This is a genomic window from Pseudogemmobacter faecipullorum (assembly GCF_020539525.1).
Lineage (GTDB): Bacteria > Pseudomonadota > Alphaproteobacteria > Rhodobacterales > Rhodobacteraceae > Pseudogemmobacter > Pseudogemmobacter faecipullorum.
Window position 1 is genome coordinate 205,490 of the sequence record NZ_JACDXX010000005.1, and the last position, 18,271, is coordinate 223,760.

An 18,271-nucleotide genomic window follows, 5' to 3' on the forward strand; every position below is an offset into this window, starting at 1 on the left:
TCAGCCGAGGCCCTCGAGCCAGGGGGCCTCGCCCTGAAATGACGCGACCAGATGGTCGATAAACAGCCGCAGTTTCAGCGGCATCGGCGTGACCGGCGGCCAGACCACCACCAGTGGCAGATGCCGGGTCTCGACCTGCGGCAAAAGCTGCACCAGCCTTCCCTGTTTCACCGCCTCTGCGGCAATGAAGCCTGGCAGAATGGCAATGCCGGTCCCGGCCAGCGCCAGCTCACGCATGGCCTCGCCATTATTGACACTGATCCTTTCCATCAGCTGAGGCTGCACGAGGCGGCCGTTTTCACTGAGCTGCCACAGATCGGCGTTTGCGACATGGCTGTAACCGACAGAGGCGAGGCCATTCAGATCCGCCACAGTTTCCGGCCTGCCATGGCGTGACAGAAACTCCGGGCTGGCGCAGATCAGCCGCCGGTCCTCGCAGAGCCTGCGGCTTTTCAGGGCGCCGCCGGTCAGCTCGCCCAGCCGCACCCCGACATCAAAGCCTTCCCGTGCCAGATCACGGGCGCGGTCGTCATAATCGATGCGCAGCTCCAGCTCGGGATGCTGGCGGGCGAAAGCCGCGATCACCGGGCTCAGATGCAAAGTGCCAAAGCTCATCGGCACCGCGACCGAAAGCCTGCCGCGCAAGACCTCGCCCCGCCCGCCCCAGGCCGCCGATTCCGCCGCCGCACGCAGATCGGCCAGCGCCGGGCGCAGCCGCCCGGCCAGCCCCTCCGCCGCCTCGGTGGGGCTGAGCCGCCCGGCATTGCGGCGAAACAAAGCCACGCCCAGCCCGGTTTCCAGATCACTGAGCCGTTTCGAGATCACCGATTTTGACAGGTTCAGCCGGGCCGCAGCCGCGGTGACCGTGCCCAGATCCATCACCGTCAGAAAGGTGTCGATCTCCTCAAGCGTATAATGCATCGCCGCCCTGCCCGTTCGCTGATCCTGCTGCGCGCCACTGTGCCAGAGCAAAAGTCGTTCGAAAAGAGCGAACGCTGCCTGCGGCGCCTGCTGGCTGGATCGCTTTGCCCGCGCGGCGCATATTGGCTGCAACGAAAGGAGGCCGTTATGGCTGATATCAAAGATCTCTCGCTCGGCGGCATTCATCATCTGACCGCGATCACCGCCGATGCCCCCGCCAATAAGCGCTTTTACACCGAGACCCTCGGGCTGCGCCTCGTCAAGAAAACCGTGAACCAGGACGATACCTCGGCCTATCACCTGTTTTATGCCGATGGTCTGGCCACACCTGGCACCGATCTGACCTTCTTCGACTGGCCGGTCGGACGCGAGACCCGCGGCACACATTCGATCAGCCGCACCGGATTGCGCATCGCGCCCGACAGTTTCGACTTCTGGGCCGGGCGGCTGAAAGACGCCGGGCTCTCTTCGGGGCTGATCACGGCGACCGACGGCCGGACCAGCCTCGATTTTGAGGATCCCGAGGGGCAGCGCTTCCGGCTGACCGCCGATCAGCCAGGCCCTGCCAATCCCTGGGAGAAGAGCCCGATTGCCGCCCGGCATCAGATCCGCGGCCTTGGCCCGATCACCATCTCGGTGCCTGAGCTGGCCCCGACAAAGGCGGTGCTGGAAGCGGTGATGCATATGGAGGAGACCGGCAGCTATCCCAGCCCGGATGGCGAGGGGGTGGTGCATATCTTCTCGATGGGGCCTGGCGGTCCGGCGGCCGAGCTGCATGTGGCGGTGCAGCCTGGCCTGCCCACCGCCCGTCAGGGCGCGGGCGCGGTGCATCACGTCGCCTTCCGCACCCCCGATGCCCAGGGCATTCAGGACTGGGCGGCCCGGCTGCGCGAATTTCGTATCCCCTCTTCGGGCGAGGTCGAGCGCTATTACTTCCGCAGCCTCTATTTCCGCGAACCGGGCGGCAATCTGTTTGAGATCGCCTCTGACAGCCCCGGTTTCACCGTGGATGAACCGCTGGAAACTTTGGGCGAAAGCCTGTCACTGCCGCCCTTCCTTGAAGCCAGGCGCGCGCAGATTGAGGCAAGGCTGAAGCCTCTGGACTGAGATCACCAGACGAAAAGGGCCGGAGTCTGCCGCTCCGGCCCTTTTTATGCGCCAGGCCTCAGCCGAGGAAGAGCAGAACCACGATCCCCAGCGAGATCAGCAGACAGCCCGCGATTTCCCGGCCGGTGATTTTCTCGCGGAAGAAAAAGACGGTCGCGGCAAAGGTGAACAGCATTTCAATCTGGCCAAGCGCCTTGACCACCGCCGCATTCTGCAAGGTCATCGCCATGAACCAGCAAAATGAGGCCGTGGCCCCGGCCGCCCCCGCCAGCAGCGAGACCCTCCAGGCCCGGGCGATACGGGCAAATTCACCGCGCTCGCGCCAGAGCATCCAGAGCCCCATCGCCGTAACCTGCACCACCAGCGCCGCGACCAGGGTCAGTGCCGCCTGGGTCATGAAATCAGGCCCGCCAAGGCTGAGCGAGGCGGCGCGGTATGAGACTGCCGAGACACCAAAGGCCATGCCCGAGGCCAGCCCCAGCAGCGCATTCGGCGCCAGCACCGAGGCCAGCAGATTGCGCGCGCTCATCTTCAGATGCGCGATCGAGATCAGCATCACCCCCAGAACCGAAATGGCAATCGCGGTGAGCGCCCCGATGCTGACCCCCTCGGACAGGAAGATCAGGCCAAACAAAGCCGCCTGGGCGGGTTCGGTGCGCGAGTAAGCGGTGCCGACCGCGAAATTACGGAAGGAAAACAGGTAGATCAGCAGGAAGGTTCCGGCGATCTGCGCGAATGCGCCAAGTGTGGCAAAGCTGTAAAAGCGCAGATCCGGCACCGGCAGGCTGCGATCTCCGGTCACAAGCAGCAGGCTGAGAAAGACCAGCGCGAAAGGCAGGCCAAAGCCAAAGCGTACGAAAGTGGCCCCGGTGGTGCCCATCGCCGCTTTGAGGTGTTTTTGGGCCGCAGACCGCAGATTTTGCAGGAAAGCGGCGAGAAGGGTGATCGGGATCCAGAGTGCCATGCCGCCAGCCCTAAGCGAGCCCGGGCGATCTGGCAAGCGAAGGACCGCCGCCCGCACACCAGCCGACGCTTTGCCATACTTGCGGCAGATCAGCTTTCAGGTCAGTTTCGCCCCAGCCCGCGTTTCGGGCCAGGTTATGACTGTTTTAATGGAACATTTCCCGATGCTGAGACTTGCCGCTGCCGCCTGCCTGCCGCTTCTCGTGCTGACTGCCGCCCCTGCTTTAGCCCTTTGCAGCGGTGAGAGCCTGTTTCACTGCCCGATCGGTAAGAAGGAACTGGAGCTCTGCCGTCAGGGCAATAGCGTGACCTATACATTCGGCCCGGCCGGCAGGCCCGAAATCACCCTGAGCGAAAGCATCCGCAGCCTTGATTATCAGCCCTGGTCCGGGGTCGGGCGCGCCATTCATCAGGCAGCGGTGTTCGAGAATGACGGGGTTTTCTACCGGGTCTGGAGCAGCTTTGACCGCCAGCTGCCCGATGAACCGGCGACCGGAGGGGTGCTGGTAGAGCGCAATGAACAGCTGCTGGCCCAGCTGAACTGCGCCTCCGGCCGGATGGAGGCCGGGCTCGATCTGCTCTGGCAGGCCAAAGAGCAGGCCGGACAATGCTGGAATTACCAAAAATTCCGCTGGCAGGAGGGGGGCTGCGGCTGAGCCTGGCCCCGCCAGCCTGACCACCCCGCCTGGCTTTGCCGCGCAACCGCCTGACCGGTGGTTGCAGCTTCGCGGCCACAGTCGCGCCCCACAATATACTGTGGAGCACTTTTCTTCTTGGTCGTCATCCGGTAGCTGCCGCTATAGTCTGCGTTGTGAACCGGGGGGAACACCCGGTCTTGAGGCAGGCCAATAACAACAAGCAAGGAGGGCGCGATGCGCTGCCCGTTCTGCGGCAATATCGACACCCAGGTGAAGGACAGCCGTCCCGCCGAGGACCATGTATCGATCCGTCGTCGCCGTTTCTGCCCCGCCTGTGGCGGGCGTTTCACCACCTATGAGCGCGTCCAGCTGCGCGATCTGGTCGTGGTTAAATCCAATGGCAAACGCGAGGATTTCGACCGCGACAAGCTGGAACGCTCGATCCGTATCGCCATGCAGAAGCGCCCGATTGAGCCGGAGCGCATCGATCAGATGATCTCGGGCATCGTGCGCCGCCTCGAAAGCATGGGCGAGACCGATGTGCCCTCGCGCACCATTGGCGAGATTGTCATGGAAAGCCTGGCGCGGATCGACACCGTGGCCTATGTTCGCTTTGCCAGCGTTTACAAGAACTTCCAGGCTGCCGGTGATTTCGACCGTTTCGTCAGCGAGCTGCGGCCCGCCGGCGACAGGGGCGAAGAATAATCCCGGAGGCCCAAAGCCCCGGAGCCGCGCATGACCCGCGAAACTGATGAGCATCACATGTCCCATGCCCTGCGCCTTGCCGCGCGGGGCAATGGCTCTTGCTGGCCCAATCCGGCGGTCGGCGCGGTGCTGGTCAAAGAGGGGCGCGTCATCGGGCGCGGCACCACCCAGCCCGGGGGCCGCCCCCATGCCGAACGCATGGCCCTGGCCCAGGCCGGTGATCAGGCCAGGGGGGCCACCGCCTATGTCACGCTTGAACCCTGCGCCCATCACGGCAGAACCAGCCCCTGCGCCGAGGCCCTGGTGGCGGCGGGCGTGGCGCGGGTGGTGGGCGCGATCACCGATCCGGACCCCCGCGTCGCCGGGCGCGGCTATGCCATTCTGCGCGAGGCCGGAATTGCGGTCAGCGAGGGCGTGCTGGCGGCAGAGGCGCTGGAGGTAACCGCGGGCTTCCTGAAACGCGTCAGCCGTGGCCTGCCCTTTGTCACCCTCAAACTCGGCGCGACGCTCGATGGCCGCATCGCCACCGCTTCGGGCGAGAGCCGCTGGATCACCGCGCCGGACTCGCGCCGGGCCGTCCATGCGATGCGGATGAGCCATGATGCGGTTCTGGTCGGCTCGGGCACGGCTCTGGCCGATGATCCCGATCTGACGGTGCGCGATATGGGGGCTTTGCGCCAGCCGGTGCGGATCGTGATCGACCGCCTGCTGCGCCACAGCCCCCAAAGCCGCCTCGGCCAGACTGCGCGCGAAGTGCCGGTCTGGCTGCTGCATGGGCCTGAGGCCAGCACCGGGGCGCAGGAGGCCTGGCGCGAGGCCGGGGCCATGCTGATCCCCTGCCCGCTGCGCAATGGCCAGATTGATCTGACAGCCGCGCTGAAACTGCTGGCCGATCAGGGCCTTACCCGGATTTTCTGCGAGGGGGGCGGCACGCTGGCCGCCGGGCTGGTCAGCGCCGGGCTGGTGGATGAGCTGGCTTTGTTCAGCGCGGGCGCGCTGATCGGCGCCGAGGGCCGCGCCGCCTTTGGCGCGCTGGGGCTGGAGCATCTGGCCGATGCACCCCGGCCCCGGCTGATCTCGCAGCGCCCCAGCGGGCCGGATCTTCTCAGCCGCTGGCGGTTCTGAGCGGCTCAGAAATCGGTTGGCGCGCCGCCCTCCTGTTTGCGCCTCGCCACGAAGCGGTTCAGCTCTTCCCGGGCATTATGGTCAATCTCCGGCGGCTCGAATTCGGCGAGGATCTGTTTGGCGATGCGGTTGGCCCGTTCCGAGGTCCAGATGCCGCCATCGGCTGCCCAGGCCTCATAATTGCGCCAGTCGCTGGCAATCGGCTGATAGAAGGCCTCCTGATAGCGGGCCTGGGTATGGGCGCAGCCAAAGAAATGCCCGCCCGCCCCCACTTCCTTAATCGCGTCAAAAGCCAGATCCTCCTCGCCGGTGGCAAAGGTCGCCTGCTCAAAATAGCGCTGGATCATCTGCAGCACTTCGCAATCCATCACGAATTTCTCGGTACTGGCGATCAGCCCGCCCTCCAGCCAGCCCGCGGCGTGATAGACTATATTGGTGCCCGACTGCACCGCCGACCAGAGCGAGTTTGAGGTCTCCCACATCGCCTGGCCATCGGGAATGTTTGAGGCGCAGACCCCCGAGGCCCGCATCGGCACGCCGTAAGAGCGCACCATCTGCCCGGTCATCTGCGTCGCGCGCATATATTCCGGCGTGCCAAAGGCGGGGGCGCCGGATTTCATATCGACATTTGAGGTGAATGTGCCGATCGCCACCGGGCAGCCGGGATTGATATATTGCAGTAAAGCCACGGCCGACAAAGCCTCGGCCAGCGACAGAGCCACCGCGCCAGACATGGTGACCGGCGCCATGGCCCCCGCGAGGGTGAAGGGCGTGACCACCACCGGCTGCCCGCGCCGTGCCAGTCGCATCGCGCCGTCGAGCATCGGGTAATCATGTTTCAGCGGCGAGACCGAATTGATATTGGTATACATGCGCGGCCTGGCATCGAATTCGGCATGGCTCAGCCCGGCCGCAATGCGCACCATCTCCATCACATCCTCAACCCGCTCGGCGCCGAGGCTATAGGCGTGGCAGACCTTATCGGTCAGGATCAGCTTTTCATAAAGACAGTCGAGATGGCGCACCGAAGGGTGAATATCAATCGGCTCGACCGGATAGCCGCCGGCAATATGGATGCAGTTAAAATACTGCGTCAGCTTCATAAAATCTTTGAAGGTCTCGAAATCGCCCGAGCGTTTGCCGCGCTCGATATCCCAGGAATTGGGCGGCGAGGAGACATTGACAAAGACCATATGCCGCCCGCCGATCACCACCTCCCGCGCCGGATTGCGCGGCGTCATGGTGAATTCTGCCGGTGCATCGCCCAGCATTTCCATGATGAAATCTTCATCAAAGCGGACATTGGTGCCCGAGACCAGGCAGCCCGCCTGTTTCAGGATCGCCACCGCCTCGGGATTGAGAATTTCGATACCGATCTCGCGCAGGATCCGCATCGCCGTCTGATGGATACGCGCCACCCCGTCGCCATCCAGCGGCTCGGTCGGGCGGTCGGGATTGACCGGGATGCGCCATGGCATCTGATCAATCACCCCGGCGCTGCGCCCCATCATGGCAGCTCTGCCACCGCCGCGCTTTCTGCGCCCCGCATCAGTCAGTCCCGGATCGCTCATCTGCTGTCGCTCCCGTTCATCCCTGTGACAAGGATGACCGAGGCCCGCCGGGATGCGAGCCTCTCTGGCGACACAAAAGCGTCGTTTTTTATCGTTTACCCGGGATGAGCCGCGAAAACGCCAGGGGTCAGGCGCTCAGACTGTCGATCCAGGCCGGAATTTCTCCGATATTTTCCAGCACCACATCGGCATGAGGCGCGAGGCTGGCAGCCTTTGCCACCCCGGTCAGCACCGCCACCCGCCTGGTGCCAGCCGCACGGCCCGCCTCAAGATCATGCAGGCTGTCGCCGACCATCAGCACCCGCGCCGGATCCAGCCCCTCGGCCCGCAGGAAAGCATTGAGCATACCCGGCCCGGGCTTGGCGCCATGGCCAGAATCATAGCCCGCGACGAAATCGACCAGCCCGCCCAGGTTATGCGCCGCCACATGCGCCCGTGCCGGGGCTTCGGCATCATTGGTGACAATCGCCAGTTTCAGCCCGCGGGCGCGGAAGGCCTCAAACAGCGGCACCAGCGGCACGGCCTCGACCATCCGCGCTTTCGCCGCCACCTCATTGATCCGCGCCTCAAGCTGCCCGGCGCTCCAGCCCGGCAGTTCCGGCAGCATGGCGGCGGTGATCTCAGACGGCGTCCCCGCGATCACCAGCGAACCGGGAAGGAAACGCCCCTCCTCCGGCAGATAGCCAATCGCTGCGGCCAGACGCGCGGCATGGGCCTCATCGACGGTCAGATCCGCCAGAAGCTGGCGTGCCCAGGCGCCCCAGCTTTTATGAAAATCAAACAGCGTACCGTCTTTATCGAACAGGATAGCATCGATCATCACAGATCCCCTCTGGCCGTGTTGCCACCGACTGTGCAGATTCCGGCGCAGCCTTCAAGGATCTGCACCGCCGCCCCGGAGATAAATGCCGCCGCCGTGGCCCACGCCGCCAGACCAGATCGGATCGGATCCGGACCTCAGCAGAGCCTCGCGCGCGCCCACCGGGCCTCAGGTCCAGTGTGGCACATCCCCGCCCGGCAACTGTGCCCGGGCTGGTGCAATCTCCGCCGGGTTCAGGCCGAGATCGCCACAAAAGCTGAGCAGCATCGCCTCATCGCTGAGCAGAAAGTCGAGCACCGCCGCCAGAACCTCGGGCTCGCCGGCGCGACTGCGCAATTCACTGGCCAGCAGCCCCGACTGCGCGAGGAAGGGCAGGATGCGGTCTTCATCCGCAGCCAGCCAGGCCAGGCCCTGCAGCGCCAGCGTCATTCCAAAATCCTGTGCAGCCATGGTCCAAACCCTCTGTATCATCCCAAATTTCGCGGGTTTTGCGCCATAATTTTGCCAGGATCCACAGAATTTCCCGGTTTCAGAAAGGAATTTTTAACCTTCTTAATGGCATTTTTTAACGAGAGGTAAATTAAGGAGCTGCCCGCCATGCGTGAGACGATCCTGATCGCCGATCCAGATGCAGCCAGTCGTCTCATCCTGCGCTCGCGCCTCAGCGAGGCGCATTATCAGCCGCTGATGGCCTGCGATGGCAGTGCCTGTCTGCAGCTGGCGGTCAGCGCCCGCCCGGCCCTGATCGTGATCGACGCCCGGCTCGGCGGGCTGCCAAATGCCACCGCGCTGCTGCACCAGCTGCGCAGCGAGGCGCTGACCGCAGGCCTGCCGCTGCTCCTGCTCTGCGAGCCGCAGGATCAGGCGGCCAGGCTGGCGGGGCTGGAGGCCGGGGCCGATGATGTGATCCCCCGCAGCCCCGACCTCTCGGTCCTGCTGGCGCGGATCCGCAATCTGTTGCGGCGGGGCCAGCCCACCAGCCTTCTGGCCGAGGCCTGGGGGCTGGAACAGCCCGCCCTCTCGGGCTTTGCCGAACAGCTCGCCGGTTTTCAGCATATGAGCAGTATCGGCGGCAGTATCGGGGTGATCGCCGCCAGCAGCGAGACGGCCCATGCCTGGCGGCATCATATCCCCGCCGGGCTGCGGCTGCAGGCGCATGTGCAGACGCCGGGCAATGGCGCTGGCCCGCCCCGGCTGCATGATGTCTATCTGATCTGCGCCGCCCGCGATGACAGCGGCGAAGAGCCTGGCAGCGGTTTTCGTCTGATGTCACAGCTTGCCTCTGGCCAGGCCAGCCGCGACAGCCTCTGCGCGCTTATCCTTGCGCAGCCCGATGCCACGGTGGTGGCGCTGGCCTATGATCTGGGGGCCGATGATGTGCTGGCCGCCGATATCAGCGGCGCCGAGCTGGCGCTGCGCCTGACCAATATGCTGCGGCGCAAAGCGCAGCGCGACGGCGATCAGCAGCGGATCCGCGAAGGGCTGAAACTGGCTCTGATTGACCCGCTGACCGGCGCCTGGAACCGCCGCTACGCCATGCCGCGCCTTACCAGTCTGTGCAGCGAAGCCCGCCGCACCGGCCAGCCGCTGGCGGTGCTTGTGCTTGATATCGACCGCTTTAAACAGGTGAATGACATCCATGGCCATGCGGCGGGCGATCTGGTGCTGACCGAAGTGGTGCAAAGGCTCAGCGCCACATTGCGCGCCGGGGATCTGCTGGCCCGGATCGGCGGCGAGGAATTTCTGATCGCTTTACCGGGGACCGGCGCCAGAGAGGCCAGCAGCGTGGCCGAGCGGCTGCGGCGGCTGATCAGTGACCGGCCGTTTGAACTGGGCGAGGAGGGGCCGGACCGTGCTCCGGGCCGTCTGGATCTGACAATTTCGATGGGGCTGCGGATCAGCACCGGCCAGGATGATGCCCTGGTGCTGACAGAGGCCGCCGACGGGGCGCTGCGCGAATCAAAACGCGCCGGACGCAATCTCGTCACCCTGTGCCAGAGCCACGGCTGAAAGCCAGGGCCCGCCCTGACCGGCTTTGCCCCGGACCGGCCGGGGGGTCGGCACTGATCAGGTGCAGGCCCGGCACAGGTCTGGCACCGGGCCGGTACAGGGCCGGGGGTCAGCCGTGTTTTCTGGCCTGACGCGCCCGCGCTTTGGCCAGAACCTCCTCAAGCCGCGCGACATATTTCGCCCTTTCGGCGGCAGGCAGCGCGGTCAGATAGGCGCCGATCACCTCGCTGGCCGACCCCATGCGCTGTTCATTATGCGCCGTGAGCAGGGCCAGAGCCGCACTGATCGCCGCCGGATCCACCGGATCGCGGCGCAAAGCTGCAAGCAGCGGCTGATATTCCTGCTCGAGCGCGCCGGGGCCGCGCCCGAGATCAGGATGGCGCGCCAGAAAGGCCGGGCGCATCGCCCGCCAGTCCTTTGGTGTCATCGCGGCCGTCAAGGGCCCCATGGCCAGGTCACACCGGCCCGGACCGGCCTTCGGATCATGACCCAGCCAGGCCCCGGCCAGCAGCCCCGCCCCGACCAGGTTCAGCGCCAGCGAGGCCACCAGCACCAGTCGCACCCAGCCCGGGCCGCGCCCGGCGGGGGCTTTTGCGCTCTCTGTCGCCATCTCTTTGCTTTCGCGCATTGGCTCAGCCCTCACTCAGAAATAATTCGACCACCGGGAAAAATTCATAGCCCGTGGTATCGCTGTCAAACTCAAGCGTCAGCAGCGTTTCGGCCAGAAGCCCCTCGCTCATCCCCGCACTGGCGGAATAGCCGAGAAAAACCCCGGCAATCGCCAGCGCCCCGAGGCTGGCCAGCACCGGCCCGCCGGCGATCCCGGCGGTCAGACTGCGCCAGAACTGCAGCAAAACCGGCCTGCGCCGCAGCGGCGCCGCGGTCCCGGCCTGCGGGAGGCGCGGCTGATTTTCCTGCGCTGCCTGCAAAACCCGCGCCATCAGATCGGCCGATGGATCCCGGTCTGCGCTGCGGCCGAGGGCGAACAGGCGATCTGTCTCTTTATCGTTCATCGCTTAATCTCCCTCAAATCCAAGGCTTTCGCGCCGGTCCTGCAACAAGGTGGCAAGGCCGCGCCGCGCCCGCGCCGTCAGACTTTCCACCGCCTCCACCCCCAGCCCCATCACCATGGCAATCTCGGGGTTGGAGAGGCCCTCGATATGGCGCAGCACCAGGGCCTGACGCTGCCGTTCCGGCAGGCCCGCGAGGCCCTGATCCAGCGCCGCCAGCCGCTCGGCGGCGATCAGCCGCGCCTCGGCACCGGGGCTGTCATCGGGCGGATCCACCGCCTCGTCGAGGCTGAGTTCTCCGCCGCCGGCATTGAGCCGCCGCCGTTGCCGGCTGCGCAGCCGGTCGGTCACCAGATTGGCCGTCACCCGGTAGAGCCAGGTGCTGACCTGAGCCTCGCCGCTGCGCCAGCCAGGCGCCGCCCGCCAGAGCCGGAGCATGGCCTCCTGGGCCACATCCTCGGCCTCGGCCCGGTCACCGCCCAGCATCCGGGTGGCAAAGCCGAGCACACGCGGCAGCAGCCTCGCCGCAAGCAGCCGCGCCGCCTGCGGGTCTCCGCTGCCGTAAAGCGCCAGCAATGCGGCGTCATCCGGCTCATTCTGCATATCCCGGGCCATGCTCACCCCAAACTGTTAACCCGGATTATCACCAATGCCAAAACTGCCTCACCCATTACCTGAAAGCACCGCCAGCAGCATCCGCACAGGCCGCTTTGATTACAGCTGAAACGTGAAGCCCCGCGGTTTCCGTCGCAAAAAATTGAAAAGAGTGAAAAAAATTTGCGCGATCCCGGTAATGAAATTGCGCCCTGCGACGGAAAGACCACTGTAAAGGCTCAGGGCGATTGCCTAGGTTACCCGGGCAAACAGAATCTGTGTCTGATAGGTATTTCTATGCCCACGACTGAAGCCACACTTGCTGCGACTGACCATCCCGTAAGCGAAGAGCGGCCGCTCTGGCCTGCTATTTTGCGGGGCTGGCGCTGCCGCTGCCCGGCCTGCGGGGCCGGTCCGATCCTGAAGAGCTATCTGAAGGTGCGCGACAGCTGCCCGGTCTGCAAAGAGGATCTGCACCACCAGCGTGCCGATGACGGCCCGGCCTATATGACCATTCTCATTGTCGGCCATATCATTGGCCCGATCATGCTGATGCTCTGGACCCATTGGGATCCCGATCCGCTGCTGACCGGCATTGCGCTTTCGGTGGCCTGTATCGTCATGTCGCTCTACCTGTTGCCGCGCCTCAAAGGGGCTTTTGTAGCTCTGCAATGGTCACGCCGCATGCATGGTTTCGGCGATAATGAGCGCGGCTGAGCAGATACGCGACGCTGCAGCCCTGGTTCTTGTGCGCCCCTCAGCAACCGGCGCACAGGTTCTGATGGGACAACGCGGTGCCAGGGCCGTGTTCATGCCCTCAAAATATGTCTTCCCCGGCGGCGCCAGCGGTGCTGAGGATCTGCCGGGCGATCTTTCTCCGCTGGCGCCGCTCTGCGCGGCGCGGCTCGCCCGCGGCTCTGACAGCCCCGGCGCTCTGGTCACTGCCGCGCTGCGTGAACTGGAGGAAGAGACCGGGCAGAGCTTTCACCCCGGCGCGGTGCGGCTGCGCTATATTTTCCGCGCCATTACCCCGCCCGGCGATACCCGCCGCTTTGACGCGCGGTTTTTCCTGGCCGATGCTGCGGCGCTGCAGACCGATCCGCTGGATTTTTCGCAGGCCGAGGATGAGCTGTCACATCTGCACTGGATAGGTCTGACCGAGGCGCGGGCGCTTGATCTGCCCTTCATCACCGAGATCGTGCTCAGCGAGGTCGGCAATCTGCTCCGCGGCGGCAGCCAGCCCGGCGTGCCCTTCTTCGACAATTCCGGCAGCCGACCGCAGTTTCACCGCATCCTCTGAGCCGCGCCCCGGCAGCACCGGCCAGACCGGATGCGGCACCGGATCTTTGGCCCGCAGGAAATAGCGGCGGAAAATCCCGGCATAGCTCTGATAGAGATACTGCTCATTGCGGCGCAGGTAATGCTGCTTTTTCCCGGCATAGACTTTGGGCAGCCGGTGCCAGGGCAGGCTCGGATGCATGTGATGAACAACGTGTAAATTATTGTTCATGAACAAAAAAGCCAGAGGGCCGCGATCTTCGACCACCACGGTACGGGCACGAAACGCCGCATGTGCGCGGTGCTCAAGAAAGGTGCGGATCTTCAGGATCGCCGCCGCCAGGTAGCAGGAGATCAGCCAGGGCCAGACCCCCATTCCGCCCAGAGACCACAGCAGCGCCAGCACAAGCACAAGACCCGCGCCATGCAGCATCCAGCCCAGCCGCACCCGGCGATCCCCGGCCCGGATCAGCCGCAGATCGCCGGCGATAAAGCTGAGCCAGCCGATAAGCGGCCCGAGCAGCATCCGCCCGGCAAGGGTATTGTTCAGCCGCAGCAGCGCCTGCCGCCAGCGCGGCAGCGCCTGCCAGACCCCGGGGTCCAGGTAATTGGATTCCGGATCATCCCAGGGATCGGTCAGCGCCGGGTCGAAATGATGCGCCAGATGGGTGTCACGAAACCTGAGCCAGGGGTAGAAAAACCCGATCGGCAGGAAGACCAGCAGATGGTTCAGCGCCTCATAGCGCGTGGGATGGCCATGCAGAGCCTCATGCTGCAGCGAAGAATGCTGCGTCGCACAAAGCGCGGCCAGCAACACCGCCAGCAGCGGCGAGACCTGCCAGAGCCCGCTGATGGCCCAGAGCCAGAGCGCATAGGTCAGCGCCAGCAAAAGCAGCGTCGGCCCCTCCTCGCGCCAGGCCCCACCACCGCTGCCACTGCCGCTGCCGCACGCGCCGCCCTCTCCTTCGTGATCCGCCAGCATCAGACCCTGCCCCCGGTTCAAATCCAGGCTGAGATTAGCCAAAGCCCGGGGTGGCGCAAAACGGATTTTCATACGGCCCGCGCCCGGCCGCATTCAGCGCCGCTCCGCCCCGTCAGAAACTGCGCAGCCGGGATTTTGGATAGCCGTTGAAATCAAAGATCTCGGCGGCGGCGCGCAGCCGGTCGCCACTGATCGCGCCGCGGTCGAGCACGAAGCCAAACTCACCGCCCGGCGTGGCAATGGCGAGGGTGCGATACCCGCTGTCGACCCAGATCACCCACCATTCGCCCATGCCAGGCACCGCCAGCCGCCCGGGGCCGGTGCTGCTGACCGGGCCCGAGACCCGGCTCAGCGCGCCGTTCAGGCAGAGCTGGCCGCTCACCTCCAGCCCCGATGCGCCGCGCTGGAAGCGCAAAGCGCCGGGACGGCAGCCCGGGGTCTCCCCGGCGCTGAAGGCGGCGACCTGGCGCCATTCGCCCTCGATCCGGGCCGGAAGGAAGGCAGCGGCTGACCAGATCGGCGTGGCGCTGTTGCGGTAAACCGTGCGGGTCACCCCCTGGGGGCCAGGGGCGCAGCCCGCCAGCAAAGCCGCAAGCACCAGCAGTGCAATCCTGTGTTTCATTGCAGACATTGCGTCATAAGCCGCCCCATTGCATCGAGAATTTCATGACAGCCGTAAAGCGGCGTCACCGGAGAGCAGCTGCCGGACCGGGCAAGGCATTCGCCCTGGCAATCGCCCGAGCGGCTGCAGCTTTTGCTGGCATCTTTGGTATAGCTGACACAGGTGCCAAAGCCGCTGGCGGTTCCCGACCACTGGCCCTTGCGCTTTTCGCAGGCGAGCTGGCCCGGGCTTTTGACTGCAGCATCCTCGGGCAGCGGGGCCGGATCCGCCGCTGTTTTGCCAGGGGGCTCAGCTTTGCCAGGGGTCTGGGCGTTGCCAGGGGTCTCAGCGGCTGGCGCCCCGGCCCCGGGTTGCCCTGCCACTGCCTGCGCTGGCGCGACCAGTGCCGCAGCCGGGGCCGCTGCAGAGGCAGGCTGAGCCGGTGGCGGAGCGCCGAGCGCGCTCACTGCAATCGCATCGCCGGTGATTGGATTGCCGCGGCCTGGGGATGCGCCCGATCCCCCGCCCGATCCTCCGCCGCTGCCAAGACAGCCCGCCAGAGAGACAAGCAGCAGCCCGTAAGCCGCGCAACGCCATAAGCGCATGATATCACTTCCTGCTGACACCGGCTTATCCCGCCGTCCGGATCTGCTCACAACCCCGCCAGCTTGCCCCGAAACCCTGTGCCGGGGCAAGCCGCATCGGCCTCAGAACGGCATTGGATGGCTGCGATGGCTGATGGCGATTTCCTCCAGCACTTCCGGGCTGAGGTGCAGCCCGGCGGCACCGATATTGGTCTCCAGCTGCGCCAGCGTGGTGGCACCAATGATCGGAATGGTGCTGAAGGGGCGCGAGCGGCAGAAGGCAATCGCCATCTGGCAGGGATCAAGCCCGTGGCGCGCGGCAATGCCGAGACAGGCCGCCACCGCCGGGAAGACCCGCGGCGTTACCCGCCCGCCCAGTTCCGGCACCCGGGCGCGGCGGCTGCCTTCGGGGATCACATCACCGGCATATTTGCCCGACAAAAGCCCGGTGGCCAGCGGCGAATAGGCGAGAAGCGGCATATCCTCGACCAGAGACAGCTCGGCATGATCGGTGTCAAACTGGCGGCAGAGCAGCGAATATTCATTCTGGCTGCTGACCATGCGCGGCAGACCCAGCGTATCGGCCAGATGCAGCCAGCGCGCCGTGCCCCAGACGGTTTCATTCGACAGGCCAATGGCGCGGATCTTGCCCTCGGCAATCAGCTTCTGCGCCTCGGTCAGAATGGCAGTCATCGCCGCGGTTTCGGCGGCGCGGTCGATGCCCTCGGGGGCGAAATCCCAGTTCTGCCGGAAGTGATATGAGCCACGGTTCGGCCAGTGGATCTGATAGAGATCGACGTAATCGGTCTGTAACCGCCGCAGCGAGCCTTCGAGCGCTGCGCGCAGGCTGGCGGCGGTGACCGGCTCTCCCGGGCGCAGGATCTGCCCCTTGCCGGTGACTTTGGTGGCCAGCACCAGCCGCTCGCGTCCGCCGCGTGCCGCCAGCCAGCTGCCGATAATCTCTTCGCTGCGCCCTGCGGTCTCGGCCAGCACCGGATTGACCGGATACATTTCAGCCGTGTCCCAGAAGGTCACGCCGCGCTCAAACGCCAGATCGGCCTGAGCATGGCCCTCTGCCTCTGTGTTCTGACTGCCCCAGGTCATGGTGCCGAGGCAGATCTCTGAAACAGTCAGGCCGCTGCGGCCAAGGGGAATCATACGCATATCATTTCCTTTCAGCCCAAGCCTTGGGTTCTCGGTGCGGTGCTGGCAAGCCCCGGGCGGCCGGCATCGCCGCCATGCGCGCCCCTCTGCGTCAGTTTCACCCGCCCCGGCACCAGCCAGGCTCTGGCCCTTTAAGTCAAGCCACGCTAAACCGCTCGCCACATCGGTCGAAAGGCGCATCCATGTCACGGATCCTCATCACCTCTGCGATCCCCTATATCAACGGGATCAAGCATCTGGGCAATCTGGTCGGCTCGCAGCTGCCGGCGGATCTTTTCGCCCGCTATATGCGCGGACGCGGCCATGAGGTGATGTTCCTTTGCGCCACGGATGAGCACGGCACGCCCGCCGAGCTGGCCGCGGCCAAAGCCGGTCAGCCGGTTGAGGACTATTGCCGCGAGATGCATGAGGTTCAGGCGGAACTGGCCAAGGGCTTTCGCCTGTCTTTCGATCATTTCGGCCGCTCATCGAGCCCGCAGAACCATAAACTGACCCAGGCCTTCGCCGCCGCTCTCGCCGATCAGGGCTATATCCGCGAGGTTTCCGAGCAGCAGTTCTATTCGATCGACGATGCCCGCTTCCTGCCCGACCGCTATATCGAGGGCACCTGCCCGAACTGCGGCTTTGACTCGGCGCGCGGCGATCAGTGCGACAATTGCACCAAGCAGCTCGATCCGACCGATCTGATCAATCCGCGCTCGACCATCTCGGGTTCGGGCAATCTCGAGCTGCGCGAGACCCGCCATCTCTACCTGCGCCAGTCGGCAATGAAGGATCAGATCGAGGCCTGGATCGACAGCAAGACCGACTGGCCGGTCCTGACCACCTCGATTGCAAAGAAATGGCTGAATGATGGCGACGGGCTGCAGGATCGCGGCATCACCCGCGATCTGAAATGGGGCATTCCGGTGCAGAAGGGCGATCAGCCCTGGCCGGGCATGGAGGGCAAGGTCTTCTATGTCTGGTTCGATGCGCCGATTGAATATATCGCCTGCGCCGCCGAATGGGCTGAGAAGAACGGCAAGGCTGAGGCCGAATGGCAAAGCTGGTGGCGCACCGACAAAGGTGCCGAAGATGTCACCTATTACCAGTTCATGGGCAAAGATAACGTGCCCTTCCACACCCTGTCCTTCCCGGCCACCATTCTGGGTTCGGGTCAGCCCTGGAAGATGGTCGACTACCTTAAGTCGTTCAATTATCTGAATTATGATGGCGGCCAATTCTCGACCTCGCGCGGGCGCGGCGTGTTTATGGACCAGGCCCTGTCGATCCTGCCCTCGGATTACTGGCGCTGGTGGCTGCTGAGCCATGCGCCCGAAAGTGCAGACAGCGAATTCACCTGGGATAATTTCCAGGTCTCGGTGAACAAGGACCTCGCCGATGTTCTGGGCAATTTCGTCAGCCGGATCACCAAATTCGCCAAATCGAAATGCGGCGAGACCGTGCCTGCCGGCGGCAGCTATGGCGAGCGTGAGGCGGCGCTGATCGCGGATCTGACCGCCCGCATCCGCGAATATGAGCGGCTGATGGAGACGATTGAGATCCGCAAAGCCGCAGCGGAACTGCGCGCGATCTGGGTTGCCGGCAATGAATATCTGCAGGCGGCTGCGCCCTGGTCGGTGATCAAGACCGATCCGGTGGCGGCTGAGGCCATCGTGCGCTTTGGTCTGAACCTCGTGCGGCTCTATGCGGTGCTTTCGGCGCCCTTCATCCCCGATGCCTCGGCGGCCATGATGCAGGCCATGGGCAATCACGACAGCGCCTGGCCGGGCGATATTGCCGAAGCCTTGTCGGTGATTAAGGCCGGTGACGATTTCACCGTGCCGGAAAACCTGTTCCGCAAAATCACCGATGAGGAACGCGCCGCCTGGGCCGAACAATTCGCCGGCATCCGCAGCTGATCCACACCGCAGCCTGCCGAAATCCTGCAGGCCAGAGAGCCGATGATCATCGCCCCGGTGCAGTTGCTGCGCCGGGGTTTTCTTTGGTCACAGCGCTGGCGTCCCGGCCCCCTCTCGCGGCACAAAGCCAGCACAGGAAGGCTATGCCGCAGGATCAGCACCGCCCGCGGCGGCTGCAGGCCGCGGATTTATCCGGCCATATCAGTCCCGGCCGGGCTGCATGTCATATGCTGCGCCTGCGAAGAATATTCTGGCATTAAGCTTTACCAAAGGTAATCCCGGCACAAATTCCCCTGA

The 18,271-nt window shown here is 64.9% G+C and carries 19 protein-coding genes and 1 pseudogene; 8 read left to right on the forward strand and 12 right to left on the reverse strand.

Translation table 11 applies throughout. The features are described from left to right. A complete protein-coding gene (locus H0485_RS07550; protein ID WP_226934753.1) occupies positions 1–921 on the reverse strand; it encodes a LysR family transcriptional regulator in 921 nt (306 codons plus the stop codon). A gap of 147 nt (positions 922–1,068) precedes the next feature. On the opposite strand from H0485_RS07550, the gene H0485_RS07555 reads away from it, so the two are divergent. Then, positions 1,069–2,028, forward strand: coding sequence for a ring-cleaving dioxygenase (locus H0485_RS07555; protein WP_226934754.1), 960 nt, complete (start codon positions 1,069–1,071; stop codon positions 2,026–2,028). 58 nt (positions 2,029–2,086) lie between these two features. Here H0485_RS07555 and H0485_RS07560 read toward each other — a convergent pair whose 3' ends face one another. After that, positions 2,087–2,992 carry an EamA family transporter gene (locus tag H0485_RS07560; protein ID WP_226934755.1) on the reverse strand — a complete coding sequence of 302 codons (906 nt, stop codon included), beginning with the start codon at positions 2,990–2,992 and terminating at the stop codon, positions 2,087–2,089. Between the two features lie 163 nt (positions 2,993–3,155). On the opposite strand from H0485_RS07560, the gene H0485_RS07565 reads away from it, so the two are divergent. The 3 genes from H0485_RS07565 (at position 3,156) to ribD (ending at position 5,459) form a co-directional block, all read left to right on the forward strand. Then, a complete protein-coding gene (locus H0485_RS07565; protein WP_226934756.1) occupies positions 3,156–3,647 on the forward strand; it encodes a hypothetical protein in 492 nt (163 codons plus the stop codon). Between the two features lie 216 nt (positions 3,648–3,863). Next, positions 3,864–4,334 (forward strand): transcriptional regulator NrdR, encoded by a 471-nt coding sequence (nrdR, locus tag H0485_RS07570; RefSeq protein WP_226934757.1) that lies wholly within the window; start codon positions 3,864–3,866, stop codon positions 4,332–4,334. Positions 4,335–4,364: 30 nt separating this feature from the next. After that, a complete protein-coding gene (gene ribD / locus H0485_RS07575; RefSeq protein ID WP_226934758.1) occupies positions 4,365–5,459 on the forward strand; it encodes a bifunctional diaminohydroxyphosphoribosylaminopyrimidine deaminase/5-amino-6-(5-phosphoribosylamino)uracil reductase RibD in 1,095 nt (364 codons plus the stop codon). 5 nt (positions 5,460–5,464) lie between these two features. Here the strand turns inward: ribD and H0485_RS07580 are convergent, their stop codons facing one another. The 3 genes from H0485_RS07580 to H0485_RS07590 all read right to left on the reverse strand — a co-directional run bounded on the left by H0485_RS07580 (position 5,465) and on the right by H0485_RS07590 (position 8,300). Next, the gene (locus H0485_RS07580) at positions 5,465–7,030 is read right to left on the reverse strand and encodes a trimethylamine methyltransferase family protein (protein WP_226934759.1); all 1,566 of its coding nucleotides are present in this window, start codon (positions 7,028–7,030) and stop codon (positions 5,465–5,467) included. A gap of 127 nt (positions 7,031–7,157) precedes the next feature. Beyond that, positions 7,158–7,850, reverse strand: coding sequence for an HAD family hydrolase (locus H0485_RS07585; RefSeq protein WP_226934760.1), 693 nt, complete (start codon positions 7,848–7,850; stop codon positions 7,158–7,160). 168 nt (positions 7,851–8,018) lie between these two features. Beyond that, positions 8,019–8,300, reverse strand: a complete 282-nt coding sequence (locus H0485_RS07590) for a DUF3572 domain-containing protein (protein ID WP_226934761.1) — start codon at positions 8,298–8,300, stop codon at positions 8,019–8,021. Positions 8,301–8,447: 147 nt separating this feature from the next. On the opposite strand from H0485_RS07590, the gene H0485_RS07595 reads away from it, so the two are divergent. Continuing rightward, positions 8,448–9,860 carry a diguanylate cyclase domain-containing protein gene (locus H0485_RS07595; RefSeq protein WP_226934762.1) on the forward strand — a complete coding sequence of 471 codons (1,413 nt, stop codon included), beginning with the start codon at positions 8,448–8,450 and terminating at the stop codon, positions 9,858–9,860. Positions 9,861–9,969: 109 nt separating this feature from the next. Here H0485_RS07595 and H0485_RS07600 read toward each other — a convergent pair whose 3' ends face one another. Genes H0485_RS07600 through H0485_RS07610 form a run of 3 tightly spaced genes read right to left on the reverse strand, consistent with a single transcriptional unit; the run spans position 9,970 to position 11,485 of the window. Continuing rightward, the gene (locus tag H0485_RS07600; RefSeq protein WP_226934763.1) at positions 9,970–10,488 is read right to left on the reverse strand and encodes a periplasmic heavy metal sensor; all 519 of its coding nucleotides are present in this window, start codon (positions 10,486–10,488) and stop codon (positions 9,970–9,972) included. A gap of 4 nt (positions 10,489–10,492) precedes the next feature. Further along, the gene (locus H0485_RS07605) at positions 10,493–10,873 is read right to left on the reverse strand and encodes a hypothetical protein (RefSeq protein ID WP_226934764.1); all 381 of its coding nucleotides are present in this window, start codon (positions 10,871–10,873) and stop codon (positions 10,493–10,495) included. Between the two features lie 3 nt (positions 10,874–10,876). Beyond that, positions 10,877–11,485, reverse strand: a complete 609-nt coding sequence (locus H0485_RS07610; protein WP_226934800.1) for an RNA polymerase sigma factor — start codon at positions 11,483–11,485, stop codon at positions 10,877–10,879. Between the two features lie 276 nt (positions 11,486–11,761). Here H0485_RS07610 and H0485_RS07615 point away from each other — a divergent pair, with 276 nt between their 5' ends. After that, positions 11,762–12,181 (forward strand): DUF983 domain-containing protein, encoded by a 420-nt coding sequence (locus tag H0485_RS07615; RefSeq protein ID WP_226934765.1) that lies wholly within the window; start codon positions 11,762–11,764, stop codon positions 12,179–12,181. After that, positions 12,168–12,764, forward strand: coding sequence for an NUDIX hydrolase (locus H0485_RS07620; RefSeq protein WP_226934766.1), 597 nt, complete (start codon positions 12,168–12,170; stop codon positions 12,762–12,764). The genes H0485_RS07615 and H0485_RS07620 overlap by 14 nt, the downstream gene beginning before the upstream one ends. A 135-nt stretch (positions 12,765–12,899) precedes the next feature. On the opposite strand, the pseudogene H0485_RS07625 reads toward H0485_RS07620, so the two are convergent. The 4 genes and pseudogenes from H0485_RS07625 to H0485_RS07640 all read right to left on the reverse strand — a co-directional run. Beyond that, a pseudogene (locus H0485_RS07625) lies at positions 12,900–13,817 on the reverse strand (fatty acid desaturase); the annotation flags it as partial. Positions 13,818–13,836: 19 nt separating this feature from the next. Further along, complete coding sequence (locus tag H0485_RS07630; protein WP_226934767.1) at positions 13,837–14,346, reverse strand: lipocalin/fatty acid-binding family protein; 510 nt, start codon at positions 14,344–14,346, stop codon at positions 13,837–13,839. Then, positions 14,343–14,930, reverse strand: coding sequence for a hypothetical protein (locus H0485_RS07635; protein WP_226934768.1), 588 nt, complete (start codon positions 14,928–14,930; stop codon positions 14,343–14,345). The genes H0485_RS07630 and H0485_RS07635 overlap by 4 nt, the downstream gene beginning before the upstream one ends. A gap of 102 nt (positions 14,931–15,032) precedes the next feature. Continuing rightward, a complete protein-coding gene (locus tag H0485_RS07640) occupies positions 15,033–16,073 on the reverse strand; it encodes an aldo/keto reductase (RefSeq protein ID WP_226934769.1) in 1,041 nt (346 codons plus the stop codon). A gap of 182 nt (positions 16,074–16,255) precedes the next feature. Here H0485_RS07640 and metG point away from each other — a divergent pair, with 182 nt between their 5' ends. Then, complete coding sequence (metG, locus tag H0485_RS07645; RefSeq protein WP_226934770.1) at positions 16,256–17,974, forward strand: methionine--tRNA ligase; 1,719 nt, start codon at positions 16,256–16,258, stop codon at positions 17,972–17,974. The last annotated feature ends 297 nt before the right edge of the window (positions 17,975–18,271 follow it).

Excerpts from the sequence above, each read along its gene's own strand:
- nrdR (WP_226934757.1), top strand. The coding sequence starts at position 3,864 with ATGCGCTGCCCGTTCTGCGGCAATATCGACACCCAGGTGAAGGACAGC.
- H0485_RS07580 (WP_226934759.1), bottom strand. The coding sequence starts at position 7,030 with ATGAGCGATCCGGGACTGACTGATGCGGGGCGCAGAAAGCGCGGCGGT.
- H0485_RS07620 (WP_226934766.1), top strand. The coding sequence starts at position 12,168 with ATGAGCGCGGCTGAGCAGATACGCGACGCTGCAGCCCTGGTTCTTGTG.
- H0485_RS07630 (WP_226934767.1), bottom strand. The coding sequence starts at position 14,346 with ATGAAACACAGGATTGCACTGCTGGTGCTTGCGGCTTTGCTGGCGGGC.
- ribD (WP_226934758.1), top strand. The coding sequence starts at position 4,365 with ATGACCCGCGAAACTGATGAGCATCACATGTCCCATGCCCTGCGCCTT.
- H0485_RS07635 (WP_226934768.1), bottom strand. The coding sequence starts at position 14,930 with ATGCGCTTATGGCGTTGCGCGGCTTACGGGCTGCTGCTTGTCTCTCTG.
- H0485_RS07555 (WP_226934754.1), top strand. The coding sequence starts at position 1,069 with ATGGCTGATATCAAAGATCTCTCGCTCGGCGGCATTCATCATCTGACC.
- H0485_RS07610 (WP_226934800.1), bottom strand. The coding sequence starts at position 11,485 with ATGGCCCGGGATATGCAGAATGAGCCGGATGACGCCGCATTGCTGGCG.
- H0485_RS07640 (WP_226934769.1), bottom strand. The coding sequence starts at position 16,073 with ATGCGTATGATTCCCCTTGGCCGCAGCGGCCTGACTGTTTCAGAGATC.
- H0485_RS07565 (WP_226934756.1), top strand. The coding sequence starts at position 3,156 with ATGCTGAGACTTGCCGCTGCCGCCTGCCTGCCGCTTCTCGTGCTGACT.
- H0485_RS07585 (WP_226934760.1), bottom strand. The coding sequence starts at position 7,850 with ATGATCGATGCTATCCTGTTCGATAAAGACGGTACGCTGTTTGATTTT.
- H0485_RS07560 (WP_226934755.1), bottom strand. The coding sequence starts at position 2,992 with ATGGCACTCTGGATCCCGATCACCCTTCTCGCCGCTTTCCTGCAAAAT.
- metG (WP_226934770.1), top strand. The coding sequence starts at position 16,256 with ATGTCACGGATCCTCATCACCTCTGCGATCCCCTATATCAACGGGATC.
- H0485_RS07605 (WP_226934764.1), bottom strand. The coding sequence starts at position 10,873 with ATGAACGATAAAGAGACAGATCGCCTGTTCGCCCTCGGCCGCAGCGCA.
- H0485_RS07600 (WP_226934763.1), bottom strand. The coding sequence starts at position 10,488 with ATGCGCGAAAGCAAAGAGATGGCGACAGAGAGCGCAAAAGCCCCCGCC.
- H0485_RS07595 (WP_226934762.1), top strand. The coding sequence starts at position 8,448 with ATGCGTGAGACGATCCTGATCGCCGATCCAGATGCAGCCAGTCGTCTC.
- H0485_RS07615 (WP_226934765.1), top strand. The coding sequence starts at position 11,762 with ATGCCCACGACTGAAGCCACACTTGCTGCGACTGACCATCCCGTAAGC.
- H0485_RS07590 (WP_226934761.1), bottom strand. The coding sequence starts at position 8,300 with ATGGCTGCACAGGATTTTGGAATGACGCTGGCGCTGCAGGGCCTGGCC.
- H0485_RS07550 (WP_226934753.1), bottom strand. The coding sequence starts at position 921 with ATGCATTATACGCTTGAGGAGATCGACACCTTTCTGACGGTGATGGAT.